The sequence below is a fragment of the Colwellia chukchiensis genome, from assembly GCF_002104455.1.
In the GTDB taxonomy this organism is placed as follows: Bacteria; Pseudomonadota; Gammaproteobacteria; order Enterobacterales; family Alteromonadaceae; genus Cognaticolwellia; species Cognaticolwellia chukchiensis.
Map to the genome: position 1 here is coordinate 38,600 of NZ_NBOC01000011.1, position 15,059 is coordinate 53,658.

Annotated in this window: 12 protein-coding genes; 8 read left to right on the plus strand and 4 right to left on the minus strand. The window is 43.5% G+C overall.

The window, feature by feature from the left end; translation table 11 throughout:
• Positions 1–68: 68 nt before the first annotated feature.
• From B6K83_RS12565 to B6K83_RS12580, 4 genes are all read left to right on the plus strand, one after another.
• Positions 69–2,207, plus strand: a complete 2,139-nt coding sequence (locus B6K83_RS12565) for a cation:dicarboxylate symporter family transporter (protein WP_085285274.1) — start codon at positions 69–71, stop codon at positions 2,205–2,207.
• Between the two features lie 29 nt (positions 2,208–2,236).
• Positions 2,237–2,659 carry an Rcs stress response system protein RcsF gene (gene rcsF, locus B6K83_RS12570; protein WP_085285275.1) on the plus strand — a complete coding sequence of 141 codons (423 nt, stop codon included), beginning with the start codon at positions 2,237–2,239 and terminating at the stop codon, positions 2,657–2,659.
• A 2-nt stretch (positions 2,660–2,661) separates the two neighbouring features.
• The gene (gene tsaA, locus B6K83_RS12575; RefSeq protein WP_085285276.1) at positions 2,662–3,399 is read left to right on the plus strand and encodes a tRNA (N6-threonylcarbamoyladenosine(37)-N6)-methyltransferase TrmO; all 738 of its coding nucleotides are present in this window, start codon (positions 2,662–2,664) and stop codon (positions 3,397–3,399) included.
• A 107-nt stretch (positions 3,400–3,506) separates the two neighbouring features.
• On the plus strand, positions 3,507–4,442 hold the full coding sequence (locus tag B6K83_RS12580; RefSeq protein ID WP_233143988.1) for a DMT family transporter: 936 nt from the start codon (positions 3,507–3,509) through the stop codon (positions 4,440–4,442).
• A gap of 30 nt (positions 4,443–4,472) precedes the next feature.
• On the opposite strand, the gene B6K83_RS12585 is transcribed toward B6K83_RS12580, so the two are convergent.
• Both B6K83_RS12585 and B6K83_RS12590 read right to left on the minus strand, forming a co-directional pair.
• Positions 4,473–5,753, minus strand: a complete 1,281-nt coding sequence (locus tag B6K83_RS12585; protein ID WP_408607220.1) for a metal-dependent hydrolase family protein — start codon at positions 5,751–5,753, stop codon at positions 4,473–4,475.
• Between the two features lie 222 nt (positions 5,754–5,975).
• Entirely contained in the window at positions 5,976–6,470 is a 495-nt protein-coding gene (locus B6K83_RS12590; protein WP_085285278.1) for an FKBP-type peptidyl-prolyl cis-trans isomerase, read from the minus strand.
• Between the two features lie 240 nt (positions 6,471–6,710).
• On the opposite strand from B6K83_RS12590, the gene B6K83_RS12595 reads away from it, so the two are divergent.
• The 3 genes from B6K83_RS12595 to B6K83_RS12610 all read left to right on the plus strand — a co-directional run bounded on the left by B6K83_RS12595 (position 6,711) and on the right by B6K83_RS12610 (position 9,035).
• The gene (locus B6K83_RS12595) at positions 6,711–7,238 is read left to right on the plus strand and encodes an SRPBCC family protein (protein WP_085285279.1); all 528 of its coding nucleotides are present in this window, start codon (positions 6,711–6,713) and stop codon (positions 7,236–7,238) included.
• A 99-nt stretch (positions 7,239–7,337) separates the two neighbouring features.
• Positions 7,338–8,093 carry an MBL fold metallo-hydrolase gene (locus tag B6K83_RS12600; protein WP_085285337.1) on the plus strand — a complete coding sequence of 252 codons (756 nt, stop codon included), beginning with the start codon at positions 7,338–7,340 and terminating at the stop codon, positions 8,091–8,093.
• Between the two features lie 630 nt (positions 8,094–8,723).
• Positions 8,724–9,035, plus strand: a complete 312-nt coding sequence (locus B6K83_RS12610; protein WP_085285281.1) for a cupin domain-containing protein — start codon at positions 8,724–8,726, stop codon at positions 9,033–9,035.
• Between the two features lie 17 nt (positions 9,036–9,052).
• Here B6K83_RS12610 and B6K83_RS12615 read toward each other — a convergent pair whose 3' ends face one another.
• Both B6K83_RS12615 and sbcD read right to left on the minus strand, forming a co-directional pair.
• Positions 9,053–12,979: an SbcC/MukB-like Walker B domain-containing protein gene (locus tag B6K83_RS12615; RefSeq protein ID WP_085285282.1), complete on the minus strand. Its 3,927-nt coding sequence runs from the start codon at positions 12,977–12,979 to the stop codon at positions 9,053–9,055.
• Entirely contained in the window at positions 12,979–14,349 is a 1,371-nt protein-coding gene (gene sbcD, locus B6K83_RS12620; protein ID WP_085285283.1) for an exonuclease subunit SbcD, read from the minus strand. The genes B6K83_RS12615 and sbcD overlap by 1 nt, the downstream gene beginning before the upstream one ends.
• A 224-nt stretch (positions 14,350–14,573) precedes the next feature.
• Between sbcD and B6K83_RS12625 the strand changes: the two genes are divergently transcribed.
• Positions 14,574–14,942, plus strand: coding sequence for a VOC family protein (locus tag B6K83_RS12625; RefSeq protein WP_085285284.1), 369 nt, complete (start codon positions 14,574–14,576; stop codon positions 14,940–14,942).
• Positions 14,943–15,059: the final 117 nt, after the last annotated feature.

Sequence of the window (15,059 nt, forward strand, 5' to 3'; positions counted from 1 at the left end):
TGCCTTTTTTAATCGACAAAAGCACTTTACTATTAAAGACAGTGATCGCTAAATAAACCTATAACCATATGAAATTTTTGCCACTTAATCAGATCCCATTATCGGTTCGTATTTTAATAGCCATGGCAATTGGCTTAATAATAGGCAGCACTAGCCTAGGTCTGTATGACAGCATCAACCATCTCGCCGATGCCTTTATCATGTTATTGCAAATGACGGCCCTGCCCTATATTGCGCTGTCATTGATGTTAGGTATTGGTGGCTTATCGGCGCAAAAAGCGAAAGCTGCGTTAAAAAGCACGCTTTTGTTAATCCTCTTGCTTATGACCTTAATGCTGTGTTTTATCTTAATGGCTCCGCTATCGTTTCCTAATTGGCAAAGCGCCGAGTTTTATAGTGCCAACACAGTAAAAGTGAGCCAAGAATTCAGCTTGATTGCCTTATTTATTCCATCAAACCCCTTTAATGCCTTTGCTAATGCCGTGATACCGTCTGTGGTATTTTTTAGCATACTGGTGGGGGTTGGCTTAATGCCGATTAGAAATAAACGCCATACCTTGGCGGTACTGAGCAACTTAAAGCAAGCCATCAGCAATATTAATAGCTTAGTGATGCGCTTTGCCCCCATAGGCATTTTTTGTATTGGGTGGCGGGCAACCGCAACCTTAGATGCCTCACAATTTGATGGCTTGATGATTTATATTGCCAGCGCTTTGGTGTTAGTCTTGCTATTGTCGTTTGTGGTGTTTCCGGCGTTAATCGCCACCGTCACCCCTTTTGGCTATCGCGCGATTTTAAAGGCATCACGAGAGGCGATGATCACCGCATTTGCCACGGGCAGCTTCTTTGTTGTTATTCCCATAATTGTCGAAAAAACCAAGCAACTGATCAGCAAACAATACGATGATGTTGATAATGCCGATCGCGTAGCTGAAGTCTTGGTACCTATCAGCTACAGCTTGCCAGTTGGCGGTAAGTTATTAGCCTTATTGTTTGTGTTGTTTGCGGCGTGGTTCTCAGGTGCATATATCAGCTTTGAAGACTATCTTGAATTAATCGTAATCGGTATTCCGCAACTGTTTGGCACTAGCACATTAGCCATGCAAAACTTGTTAGAGCTGTTTAATGTTTCTCAGTCGATGTTCGACTTTTTTATTGTGGCGGAAAACTTAGTGGTAGGCCGATTATCGGCCCTGCTTTCAGTAACTTTTGCCAGCTGTTTACCTATACTGGTAGCCACCAGTATGGCAAAAGCATTTCAACTAAAGAAAACACCTTTGTTGAAAAACCTGCTCTTGATCCCACTGCTGTCTGTGGTTGCCTTTATGTCGTTAAAGTACGCGTTTAGCGCCATCAGTTACCAATACCAAGGTTATAGCAAGTTTATCGAGCGCGATTTATTACTTGAGCCAGTCAAAAGTCGTAACCTTGCAGAAGCCTCAGCGAATAGTGCGACTACACAACCTTTTTTAGACGTATTAACTCGCATCAAACAACGAGGCTTTTTGCGTGTTGGCTATTTTCGTGACGATCTGCCTTATGCCTTTCACAACCACGACGGTAAATTAGTTGGTTTTGATATTGAAATAATGCACCAACTCGCGATCGATTTAGATGTTGAAATTGAGTTTGTCAGAATATTTCGTGCCCAAGCAACCTCATTGTTAGCCTCAGGTTATCTCGACATAACCACAGGTGTACCTGTGATCCCAGACAACATGGCGCAATTTACCTTAACTATGCCATACAGTACACAAAGCTTAGCACTGCTGGTTAAAGACAAGCGCCGCGCTGAGTTTACCCAGTGGTCGAACATTTTGGCGCGTGATGATCTCATTTTAGGTATACCAGAAAGTTTTTACTATAAAAAAGCAGTACAGCGTATTTTTACTCAGGGTAAAGCTTGGGAAATATCAACACCACGCCTGTTTTTTAAGCCAGAATATGATCATATCGATGCTATGGTATTTGGCGCCGCTGCGTCCTCTGCATGGACTCTGTTAAACCCTAGTTATACGGTTGTGGTGCCAAAACCCGAGCTAGCACCGCTATATATGGCGTTTCCTATCAACAAAAATGATCATGCATTTGAATTATTTATGCGTAATTGGCTAGGGATGAAAAAACAAAGTGGCACTATTGAGCAACTGTTTAATTATTGGATCAAAGGCGATACCAGCGTTGCCAAACATACTCACTTGCCTTAGCAAAGCAATAAACAACAAGGATTTACTTGATGAAAAAAACGAGTAACTTATGCACTATGCCCCGACACCTAAACCCTGTGATAGCCCTATTATTTTTCGGGTTTGTTGCTGGCTGCGCCAACATTAACCAAGTTTCAACCAATTTAGATAAAGAAAACTTTCAACACTATTTTTCGCCAACAAATGTACGCATTTTAACGCAAGAGCAAGAGCTAGGTAGCGACTATAGGTTTCTTGGCTTAGTGGAGGGACAATCTTGCCAAGCAAAAGCCCATCACGCTGTGCCAAATGAAATCGACGCCCGCACGCAAGCAAGGCGACAAGCATTTGGGCTTGGCGCCAATGCCATTATTTTTAGTCAATGTGTTTTGATTGAAGATGACCAAGCGGCCAAACATTGTCTTGCCACTTTAGTGTGTTATGGTCGCGCTTACCACATAGAGCAAGAGTAATAATGACCGAGCACGTTAATTTATCGGTGATAGGGAAGGTTGACTCCCCGTATAAAGAAAAATTTGCCATTCCGCGCCAGCCTGGCCTAGTGACGGCGGCAAAGGGTCAATTACGCTTAACGGGCAGCGCTAACCATGCTGATGCCGTGCGTGGTTTAGCGCAGTTTAGTCACCTTTGGTTGTTATTTATTTTTCATGGCACCCAGGCACAAGGTTGGCAGCCACTCGTGCGGCCACCGCGCTTGGGGGGCAATAAAAAACTCGGGGTCTTTGCTACCCGCTCAACGTTTAGGCCTAGCCCTATTGGCATGTCTGTAGTCAAACTGGATGACATAGAGCTGCGACCTTGTGCTGATCAACACTCACAGGTGATTTTGCACATCAGTGAATTAGACTTGCTTGACGGTACACCTGTCGTTGATATCAAACCCTATGTGCCTTATGCCGATATGATCACCACAGCAAAAGCAGGCTTTGCCCAAAAACCGCCATTACAAACATTAAATGTGCTCTACAGTCATAAGGCACAGCTCACCCTGACGCGTATGCAAGCAGATTATCCGCAATTACAAACGCTGATCACTGAAGTATTAAGCCAAGATCCGCGCCCCGCTTACAAACAGCAAAAACTGGATGATAAGCGTTATGGTATGCGCTTGTATGACGTTAATATCAGCTTTCAGCTCACTGACATGGCCACGGTAACCGTACTCGCGATTGAACAAGAAAACAGGCAATAAAAAATCAAGTGGCTGATTATCGCCACTTTTTTATCACTAGCTATGTAATACTTAGTCGCAACAATGATATTTTTTGTGGCGCAACACGCGTTTTTTAAGGAGCCGCATTGACGATTTTTAAAACCAAACCACGCAATGGCAGTATCGAACTCTTGTTCTTGGCCGCTATTTGGGGCGCGTCTTTTTTATTTATGCGCATCGGTGCCCCTGAATTTGGTGCCATCGTATTCACTACCCTACGCACTGGAATTGCAGCGCTATTTTTACTCTCTTGCTTGGCGATCTATAAGCAAACCAATGGTATGCAAGGACACTGGCGCGATATTTTTGTTGTTGGCGCTTTTAATACGGCAATACCATTTTGTTTATTTGCTTATGCGGCATTAACCCTGAGTGCAGGTACAACCTCAGTGCTAAATGCAACTGCGCCTATGTTCGCGGCGATTGTTGGCTATTTGTGGTTAAAAGATAGCTTAACCTTAAGTGCAAGCTTAGGGCTTTGTCTTGGCTTTTTTGGCGTTTATTTATTGGTATTCGAACACCTGCACCTTGATAGCAACGCCATAGCGCACACAGCAAAAACCAATGCTCTGTTGCCCACATTGGCCGCTATGTTAGCGGCGCTTTGTTATGGTTTTGCCGCCAATTATACAAAAAAGTATTTGGCGAATATCAAGCCACTAGCATTAGCAACGGGTAGTCAAATCGCTGCCACTGCTATGCTATTGCCGCTAAGTATATTTTTTCTGCCCGAAACATTGCCCAGTGACAGTGCCATCAGCGCAGTAGTCTTAATTGGCGTTATTTGTACCGGCATCGCTTATATTTTATTTTTTCGTTTGCTTGCCCATTTAGGACCCGCAAAAGCCATATCGGTGACGTATTTAATTCCCGCATTTGGCATTATTTGGGGCGCAATATTTTTAGCAGAAACCATCAGCCTTATGATGCTGATAGGTGCTAGTGTTATCTTGTTGGGGGTGGCGCTAACCACAGGGCTTATTAAAGGTAAAACCAAGGCTGTTACTGATAAAACAGCCTAGGTTTTCAATGACGGCCAATACAGTTAGCTATTACTTTTGTTTAACTACCTTGCCTGACTTCATCACAAAGTTAATATCTAGCAATTGATTTATATCGGCTAATGGGCTGGCATCCATAGCAATAATATCGGCAATTTTACCCGCTTCTAAGGTACCTAAGCTTGTAGACTTACCAATCAAGTCGGCACCATGAATGGTTGCCGATATCAAGATATCTTGCGCGGACATGCCTGCATCATGCATTAACTGGGCTTCTCTGGCATTGTTACCGTGTTTAGAAACGCCACTGTCGGTGCCATAAGCGATTTTCACCCCTGCCTTATATGAGCGCTGGAAGTTTTCAATCATATCACTGCCAACACGAATGGCTTTAGCTCGGATAGCATCTGACATAAAATCAGTGGTTTTGGCCATCTGAACCACAGTATCCCCTGCCATTAACGTCGGCACTAGGTAAGCACCTGATTTTTTAAATAGTTTAATACTTTCTTTATCGGCATAACTGCCATGTTCAATACTGTCTACACCAGCGCGAAGTGCGGCGTTAATACCTGTTGCGGCATGTGCATGACTGGCCACTTTACGGCCAAGCGCGTGTGCGGTTTCAACCACTTCTTTAATTTCATCATCTGCCATTTGCTGACCGGTGCCCGTATCCGTATCAGATAATACGCCCCCCGTAGAGGTAATTTTTATTACATCGGCACCGTATTTAATCGCATGTCGGGTTGCGCGCCGACAATCGTATGGTCCATCGCACACTGTTTCTGCGGTATAAAGGCGCATTAAATCAGGCGCAATACCATCAACATCACCATGGCCACCGGTAACAGCGACGCTTGTCCCGGCAGCAATTATCGTCGGCCCTTCAATCCAGCCGCGGGCAATACCATCTCGCAGAGCATATATTTGCTCAGCACGGCTACCTAAATCTCTTACCGTGGTAAAGCCAGCATATAAGGTTTTTTTCGCAAAATGTGCGCTTTTTACTAAGGTATCAGCCGCTGATTGATTAACCATTTCTTTATCATTATTTGGCCCCAATTCTCCTTGCAAGTGCACATGCATATCCATTAAGCCGGCCATAACAAAACGTTTTGATAAATCAATTAGCTGTGCATTGTCGCTGACTTGATCTGGGTTAATGAAGCCCGCTTGACGATCGATAATTTTGCCATCGCGGATCACTAAACTTTGTTGCTTAAGTGGTGCCTGTTTTGCACTAACGAGTAACTCGCCGGCATGAATAACCAACGTATCAGCCCAAGCAGCTTGCGCCACTACTGAGCTCACCAGTATAGAAATAGCCATAAAAAGTGGTTTTCTCAAAAACATGATATGAACCTTTTTGTTATTGTGATTTCAATTTGACTGTATCAGTGTCAATAACAGTATGGCAAAAAAATTAGAAATAAATGCGTTAAATTGCTGTGTTATACCGTTAAGTTACCTTTGGTTTATTCATTAAAACAAAAAACCAACCTCAGGTTGGTTTTTTGTGTAAAAAGACGCGTAACTAATGACTTTAAATGCCTAGTGTTGATGTCCGCCTACGCCATGGGCATGGCCATGCTCAATTTCTTCCGCGCTTGCCTCGCGCACATCCACCACTTCAAGATCAAACGTTAATACTTTACCCGCCAGTGGTGGATTGATATCAACGGTGATCATAAACTTACCCGCCTTGAGCACAGTTACTTGGCGCTGACCAGCGTCTGTATTAACTACCGCAGTCATACCCGGCTTCCACTTAGCGCTAGGTGTTGGTAAACCTTGTAAGTGCTTAACAGGTACGCGCTGAATGGCATCTTCTTGACGCTGACCATAAGCCTCTTCGGGCTGTAAGGTTACAGAAAACTTATCACCTGCCGCTTTACCCGTTAATGCTTTTTCTACGCCTACTAGCATATTTTTGTAGCCGTGCAAGTAGGCTAAGGGTTCGCCAGCATGTGAATTTTCTATTTCCGACCCCGCTTCATCTTTAAGAGTGTAGTGAAACTGGACAACGGTTTTATCGGTAATTTTCATGGTATTTCCAAACAATTGAATAATTTACAGCCATCATTTACAGCTGCGATAAGTTGCAAAAAGTTTAACAAAATCTAGCTATCCACACCACAGACAATTACCAGTCGTTAGTAAATAGGTCATAACTTTGCTACTAAACTGAAAACAGCAACAAATGTTTGATGATAGCTAGTGCTACTAGACAAGCGCTGTTACATTAATCACATCAGCAAAATTACTCACAACAAGAAGGCAACAGTTATGCGCATACTTATTTTGTTACTCGCGTTATGCCCGCTATTTAATCAGGCAACGGTGATCACTAGCAATGAGCAGAGTTTTACCATTAACATCGACATCGTGGTCAATGCAGATAAAATGCAAGCTTATCAAAAATTTCTCAATATCGGTCAATGGTGGAGTGCTGAACACACTTGGTTTGGTAAGGCTGAGAATTTGAGTATTGACGCTCGTGTTGGTGGCTGTTTTTGTGAACGTGCTGGCGAAAAGCAAGCCATGCACATGAGGGTTTCTTATCTTGCTCCCGGTCAAGAAATTAAAATGCTTGGTGGCTTAGGGCCTTTGCAAATGATGGCGGTAAACGGTGCCATGTCGTGGAAGTTTGAGCAAATTAACGCCAAGCAAACAAAAATAACTTTTTATTATCATGTGGTTGGCTATCTTGACGGCGGCTTAAACAAACTGGCGCCAATAGTCGATAAAGTGCAACAATTACAACTGACACGGTTACGACGTTTTATCAATACCGGTAATGCCGACGCGTCTTAATGCTCACTTTCACCTAATCACTACTGGTCTAACCTGTTGAATATTTTTGTATAACAAGGTAGTTTAATGGCAGATAAACTTACCAAGTAGCGATAAATGATAAAACTGCACCGTATCAAGGGTTATATTCAAGATATTTATTTAGCTGAGTATGCTGACAAACTCTTATTACTCGATGGCTGTTGTCGTGCCGATATTGCCAGCATAGAGTCGTTTATCACCATACAGCTTAAGCGCCCAATGTCAGATCTTAAACTGATTGTCGTCACACACATGCACCCAGATCACGCCGGTGCTGCGCAAACGCTGCGAAAAAAATATGGCACTAAGGTGGCAATGGCAAATGTAGCGGGACAATGGTACAGCGGGATAGATGGTAGACTGATGCACCTCACCGATATGTTACTGACATTATGGGTGGCCAGTCGCAAGAAAAAGCAAAAAAAGTTTATCTACTATGCCCGCAAATTAACACCTGATTATTACTTGACCGATCTGCAGTTTTTACCCGGCTTTGATGACTGGCAAGTGCATTTTACTCAAGGACATACCGACCGAGATATTTCCTTATATCATCAAGCCAGTGCACAAGTTTATGTTGCAGATTTAATGGTAAAAGTTAGAGACAATTTTATTCCTCCCTACCCTGTTTTTTACCCTAAGCGCTATTTCTCGTCATTGAAAAAAATTCAAGCGCTGCCCGTGCAGCAAGTATTATTGGCCCATGGTGCTAGCGTTAATCTAACAGCAGAACAATGGCAGCATTTACTTGCACTTGCGCCAAGCCAACCGGCCACTCATTGGCGTACAGTAAAAACTAAGCTAAAGCGGGTATTATTGAATCGAGAATATTGACGAGTAACGCGAAAAAGCAAAGTTACCCTGCTTTATCGCTTGCTCTATTAGCTTTGGTAAATCCAAGCTAGAAATGATTTTGACTCATTTACGTTAGTAAACTTGATTAACTTGGTGCCGTTTTGATCCGTTATTGCTACATTGTTTTTGTTAACAGAAATGGATCGAACCGGAGAGGCAATCGAATAGATAGTACCTTGGTATGTGTAAGACATAATAAACTCTTTTTTAAGTGCGAAAATACGCATGAACAAAAGCTATATTATTGTTTTATAGGACTCTTTTTTTATTTGAAAAATAATAACTTCTCACGAGTAAGCTACTCGAAAAATCAGACAATAATTTAAGCTTAATAAATTAAGTGATGACTAACTGTGAAAGGGAAAGGCATAACACGATTTAAAAATAATCGGTTAAATAAACTAGATAGGAGTACTTAACTGCGCCACTATAGCCAAAAGCTAGCGCAATGTAAACGTTTTTAACAGTATTTGTTTTACTTAGCGTAACCACAGCTTATATAACAGGTTTTGCGGCTAAGTTACACTGTTAAGCTAAGGCAAGCACAATGGCCTCTAATAAAATAAATCGCTATATTATATCAAGCAATAACATGAAAGGGACTAACTAATGCCTGGCCAATACCCAGATAAATTCAAATCTCTGCCGTTATATGATGGCAGATTTGATGCCTATAAGCTCAGTGCCAAAGACTGTGAGGTGTTATTTGCCTCATACCCTGCGGGCACATCTATTGGTAGTCATCGCCATGATACTGATAATCACGGCATTATTACCCGCGGCGAATTAATATTAACCATGAATGGGCACACCCAGCGCATTACCACGGGTCAGTGGTATCATGTACCTGCAAAGGTCGAGCATAGTGCGCGTTTTGATGTCGACACAGATGAAATCGAGTTTTGGTTTACAAGCAACTAAGCCGCTTGAAGCCGCGCTTAGTTGTCTGGCTGATAACGATAGCGCGGCGCTAATTCACTAACCCCTAAACCACTGTGTTTTTGCACTTCAATTTGCACGTCGATGCGCTTTTTTAACGCCTCAACATGGCTGATAACACCGATCATTTTACCACTGGCATTGAGTGAGTCTAATGCCGAAAGTGCGGTTTCTAAGGTATCGTTATCTAAAGTGCCAAAACCCTCATCAAGAAACAATGAGTCAATACTGGTTTTAGCACTCACTAAATCCGACAAGGCTAAGGCTAGCGCTAAACTGACTAAAAAGCTTTCGCCACCGGATAAGGTTTTGGTGTCACGCACGCTATCCCCCTGCCATGTATCAAGCACCTCTAACGCTAAGTTATCTGATGCTTGGCGTTGCAATTGATAACGACCATGCAAGCGATCTAATTGCTGATTAGCCAAGTACACTAAGTGCGCCAAGGTTAAGCCTTGGGCAAAGCGTCTAAACTTGGCACCATCAGCGGCGCCAATTAAACCATTCAGGTGTGCTAGGTCATCTAATTGCGCTTGTTGTTTAGCAATTGCGACTAATAATGCTTGTTGCTCGTCACGCTGCTGCTGATCTTGCGCCAACTGCTGGCTTAGCTGACCTTGGCGAATTTGCAGTTGCTTTAGAGCCTGCTCACAAACGCTAGCTTTATGGTCAAATTCTGTCATATCCAAAGCTTCATCCAGCACAGTATCTTGCTGAAACAGTACGTTATCTTCCGCCAATTCCTTTGCAGCAACGGCGGCTTTACACTCTTGTGACAATTGCTGGGTTTGAGTGTGCAATTGCGCTTTAGTTTGCTCAAGTACGTTTAACTGCTGCTGTACTTGCTGAGCCTGTGCGTTAGCAGCTTGGATATTTTGCAACAGAGTGTTTTGCAATTCTTGTAGCGATTTGCGCTGCGCTGGGCTGAGTAATGCCCCATTAAACTCTGCTTCATTAGCAAACTCACTGGCAGCAAGTTTTTCTTGCCAATGCGTTGCTATCGCTTGTTGTTGTGGCACTAGTCGGGCCTTAGCGTCCTTATTGGCATCTAACTTACCTTGAATGTTTTGCTGCTGTCGTTGTTGCTGCTGCAGGCGTTTTTGCGCTTGTTGTAACGCCTGTTGTTGCTCCTGTAACTGTTGTTTAAACTGCGCGCGCACCTGCTGAACTTCTTGCTCAGCAAATAAGGCGGCTCGCTCTGCTTTTGCCTCTTGCAATTGCTCGCTTAAGCTTTGCACTTCAGATACTAAGGTTTGCTCAGATTTAAGTAACTGGCTCAGTTGCTGCTCAGTGATGGCGACTTGATGCTGCAGTTGTTGTAACTGCTCATTATTAACTGCTAATGTCGACATTGCCGCTTGATAGGCTTGGCTTTGCTGTGCAAGCTTTTCTAACCATTGCTGTTGACATGTGATGGCCTGGGTAAACGCAGGCTGGTCCGCCAGTGTCATTTGTCCTTGCTGTGTAAAAACGTTAAAACTATCATCAATATCTAAGCTATGTTCTTTTATTATTTGACTTAGCTTTTGCCACTCGTGGCTCAACCAGCTTTGTTTATCGCTAAATTGTGTCCTATTTTGTGTCACCTGTTGTTGTAGCTGACTTAATTGCACGGTTAAGTTTTGTATTGCATTGGATAAATTAATTTGCTGTTTTTCTTGCTCTGAGAGTAGTTCAGCTTGTTGTTGCTGCGCTTGTTTTAATTGTTGTAACTCAGAATTGGCTTGCGTCAGTTGGCTAAACTTAGTTTGCCTTTCTTTGAGCTCAGCGCTAATTTGCGCCAATGCCGATATATCAACCGTCATTGCTAAACGTTCGCGCTGAACCTGCCAATGTTGCTGCAATTGCTGTTGCTCTTGTAGTTTTATTGTTTGGCTTTCTTTCATCAAGGCTAAACGCTCTGTTAGCCGCTCATGCTCAGCCGATAGACGTTTACCTTGCAGCTCTAACTGCTCAACCTCAGTATTTAATTGCGTTAATCGCCGTTGATGCGCTGTTTCTTCTGCCGCGTTTGCGGTTAATGCTTGATAATCGGCAATGGCTGGGTGCTGCATTGAGCCACATAAAGGGCAAGGCTGATCTGTTTGTAAGTTGGCTCTATGCTCACGCAACGACATGATGGTTTTTTCTTGTTCAACAATCAGTTGTACATCGCGTAAGGCTAACTTCTGTTGTTTATATTGATCGCGTAAAGTACTGAGTTGTTCAGCAATGTGAGTAAATTGTTGTTGGTCCTTCGTCAGTGTTTGCTCAGTTTCTTGCAGCTCAAGAGTTAAACTTTGAAAGCGTTCGGCATTAAGTTGCGCTTGCGCTTGCTCAGCAAGCATTGACTGCATGCGATGCAGTTGTTGATTTAGCATTACCTCACTTTGACAGTCATGCTGTGCCAACAAGGCAGTTACTGCTTGCCCGTGTTCAGTTAGCTTAAGCTGTTGTGGCTTAATGTCGGCCTCAAGTGCCGTCAATTGTTGCTGCTGTTGAGTCAATTCAAGCTGACATTGCTCTGCCTGCTGTTGTAATACTTGCTCATTTGTTAGTAACTGAAAACTTGCCTGCTGTTCATTGACTAGCTGCGCTAAAATATTTCGCCATAAAGGTAATTGCTCTGGCAGAATTGCTAAGTGTTTTTGTTGGCTAATAAAATGCTGCGTTTCATTGAGTTGTGCTTGCTGGCGTTGCTCACTTGCCTTTAACTTAGCGAGGGCCGCTTGGCTTTGTTGCACCTCGGTGCTGACACTTTTAAGACGCGTACTTTGTTGTTCTTTATAGCTTAATTGATGGGCAATTTTATTATCGAGTGGCAACACTTGCTCGGTAATTAATTGCTCGGTTGCTTGTTGCTGTGCCTGCAGTTTTTCTGTTGCTAAGTCTAGCTCAGCCAACGTTTGCTCAGCCTCGTTAACTTGAACCGTTTCTTCGCTTAAGGCTGCAACTAACTGTGTTGCTTGTAGATCAAGCTCAGCAATTTGTTGGTTTATATTGCACACTTGCTGGTATTCTGCGCGTAAATTTTCAGCAGGCTCTGAGCGGGCTAGGCTTTGTAATTGCTCTGCATGTTCAAGTTGGGCTTGTTGCGCCGACGCTTGTTGCTCAACTACCGCTTGCTTTTGTTGTTCAACACTATGTAAATTCATTAACCAGTGCCGCACCTGCTGCCAATGTGTGAGTTGCGCAGAAATAGGGGGTTGCTGAGCATTTACCTTAGCTAACTCTTGCTTAATGTCTTGCGCTTGCTCTGGGCTTAATAGCGCCATGGCATTACTTTTTGCTGTTAGTAATTTTAATTCATCATTGGCGGCTCTATGTTGCTCAAATACCGCTTTGGAAATATCACCATAAATTTCACTACCAGTTAGCTCTTCGAGTAATTCCGCGCGAACATTGGCTGGCGCGTTTAAAAATGCCGCAAACTCTCCCTGCGATAACATCATAGATTTACGAAAACGCGCAAAGTCTAAGCCGGTTATACGGGCAATTTCACTGCGAATTTCTGACACCTTAGTGGCAATAACATCTGCTTCGCCATGATTTGCTTGACCGGTATCTGGCACTAAATGCTGTGCACTTGCCGCTATTTTTGCTAATTCTGCAACCGGCTTTTGTAACTTGCCATCAATGCGATTTTTTGCTCGTCGTTGACTCCAAAACGCACGGTAGGCTTGACCTTTTACTTCAAATTCAACTTCCGCTAAACAGCTGCTAGTATGGCGCGTCATCAGCTGATTTTGTTTATCGGAAACCGTTAAGCGCGGCGTTTGGTGATACAGCGCTAAGCACATGGCATCGAGGATCGTGGTTTTACCCGCCCCTGTTGGTCCTATAATGGCAAACAAGGCACTGTTATCAAACGGTGCTTGAGTAAAGTCTATTTTCCAGTGGCCTTTTAAAGAATTAATATTTTCCAAGCGTAACGATAATATTTTCATTACTTTTGCTCCGCCTTGGCCTTTTCCTGCTCGCTTTGTTCTACTTCACTTTGCTGCGCCAGCGCACGCTTTGCTGAGCTCGCCAACTGCGTTTGCTCAGCAATGCTAAGATACAAGTTATTTAAACGCGCTTTACGCGCTTGCAAGTCTTCACCTTGCCACGACTCTAGCGCCATTCTGGCGTCAAATACCTCTTGCACACTCAGCTCACTCAAGGTGACTTTTTTCTCATGACTTGGCATTTGTTGGCGTGAACTTTTGCTACGCCTAACTAATAACACTTCCACTGGCAACTCTGCCGTTATTTGCGTGATGCGGCTAGTTAAGTCTTGCAGGTACTCTGCACTGTCAATTTCAATATCAAGCCAGATTTTTTCAGGCTTTTGTTTGTGTTGACTTATACCACCCTCACCATGTGCTGCGCTCACTAAGGTATCAGGGAATCTTGTCTGAACAATAGCGGTAATATCTTCAGCTAAATTTGCTAATTGCGTTTTTACCATGGCCAAAGCTTGAAAGCGGGGAATTGTTAGGGTTTCAACCTGACTGAGCTGGCCTTGAGCAAACTCAGCAATAACGAGGCTTTTCTCAGTATTAGCTTCATCAAAACTTAACGCTATCGGCGAGCCGCTATAACGGATATGTTCACTTTTCGTAACTTTTTGTGGTCTATGTATATGCCCTAAGGCTATATAGTCAGCGGCAGGAAATTCACTGGCTGGAAACGCCGCTAAAGTACCGATGTAAATATCGCGTACAGATTCACTCATTGATGCACCCACTGTAGTTAAATGACCGGTGGCAATAATGGCTAAACGGCTACCATTAACTTTATGAGCCTGTGATAAGTCCTGTGCATGCGTAAATAGGGTTTGATAATGTTGCGCAATCGAGCGTTGCAGTGCGCCTTGTTTTTCTTGTGCGGATTGGCCGGCATAGCTTTTAACAATATCGCGCGGGCGAATAAACGGAATGGCACAAATTACCGCTTGCTGCTGCGTTTTTAAGCTTTTCAGCACAAATACCTGCTCAGCAATATTATCGCTAACCGCTGAAATAACCCGCGTCGACAGCTGTTGTACCAACTGTTGTGACTCGCTAAGCATAGCAACCGAGTCATGGTTACCCGCCAGCACAACTAACTGACAACGAGCTTGGTGAAGTTTGGCAATAAAGTCAAAATACATTTCGCGGGCATAGCTTGGTGGCGTGCCGGTATCGAAAATATCGCCGGCAACAATGATGGCATCTATTTGCTGACGTTGTGACTGGTCAAGCAACCAATTTAAAAACGCTTGATGCTCGTCGGCGCGACTTTTGCCATAAAAGTGTTGGCCTAAGTGCCAGTCAGAGGTGTGAATAATTCGCATAGGGTCTCGCACGCCAAGTTAATAAAAAGCAAAGCAATTATTCTACCCACTCTGGTACGGACTGACTAGCTATTGCCTGCAACTAGGGTGAATTAAATTCATCAACTATACTTGCCCTAATACGCACTCGCTAAATACCACGAGCCAAGCCATGAAGCCAGCATAACTTATAGCGCGGATTGGCGTTAAACATGCACTGTATTTGCATAAAAACAGGAGCTGTCATGGAAAATCAAATTGTATGGGTTGATATTCCCGTTACTGACTTGCCACGGGCAATGACATTTTATAGCGCGGTACTTAACGCTGAAGTTAAACAAGAGGAGTTTGAACATTTTACCATCGGCCTTTTACCGCACGCACAAACCAATGTGTCTGGCTGTTTAGTTCCATCGCCGGCAGAGCAAATTTTTACTTCCGGGCCGCTTATTTACTTTAATGTCAACGGTCGCCTTGATGACGCTATCAAAAAATGCGAAATGCATGGTGGCCGACTGGTTGAAGAAAAAATGTCAATCGGCGGTCATGGTTTTCGCGCCATTATTCATGACTCAGAAGGCAACCGCATCGCCCTGCACAGCAATACTCTCTAAATTTAATATTAAACACTGCAGGAAGAAAGCTGTAAGTGGGCAGTTTTAAGCTACTCTGCTTTACTGACCACTGACAATTTAAAACCTATTGCTCCCCTGTTTTACTGACTGCCACCA

What these genes read in the sequence shown, in the direction of transcription:
- B6K83_RS12610 (WP_085285281.1), top strand. Translation starts at nt 8,724, where the DNA reads ATGCCTGGCCAATACCCAGATAAATTCAAATCTCTGCCGTTATATGAT.
- tsaA (WP_085285276.1), top strand. Translation starts at nt 2,662, where the DNA reads ATGACCGAGCACGTTAATTTATCGGTGATAGGGAAGGTTGACTCCCCG.
- rcsF (WP_085285275.1), top strand. Translation starts at nt 2,237, where the DNA reads ATGAAAAAAACGAGTAACTTATGCACTATGCCCCGACACCTAAACCCT.
- B6K83_RS12565 (WP_085285274.1), top strand. Translation starts at nt 69, where the DNA reads ATGAAATTTTTGCCACTTAATCAGATCCCATTATCGGTTCGTATTTTA.
- B6K83_RS12585 (WP_408607220.1), bottom strand. Translation starts at nt 5,753, where the DNA reads ATGGCTATTTCTATACTGGTGAGCTCAGTAGTGGCGCAAGCTGCTTGG.
- sbcD (WP_085285283.1), bottom strand. Translation starts at nt 14,349, where the DNA reads ATGCGAATTATTCACACCTCTGACTGGCACTTAGGCCAACACTTTTAT.
- B6K83_RS12625 (WP_085285284.1), top strand. Translation starts at nt 14,574, where the DNA reads ATGGAAAATCAAATTGTATGGGTTGATATTCCCGTTACTGACTTGCCA.
- B6K83_RS12615 (WP_085285282.1), bottom strand. Translation starts at nt 12,979, where the DNA reads ATGAAAATATTATCGTTACGCTTGGAAAATATTAATTCTTTAAAAGGC.
- B6K83_RS12590 (WP_085285278.1), bottom strand. Translation starts at nt 6,470, where the DNA reads ATGAAAATTACCGATAAAACCGTTGTCCAGTTTCACTACACTCTTAAA.
- B6K83_RS12595 (WP_085285279.1), top strand. Translation starts at nt 6,711, where the DNA reads ATGCGCATACTTATTTTGTTACTCGCGTTATGCCCGCTATTTAATCAG.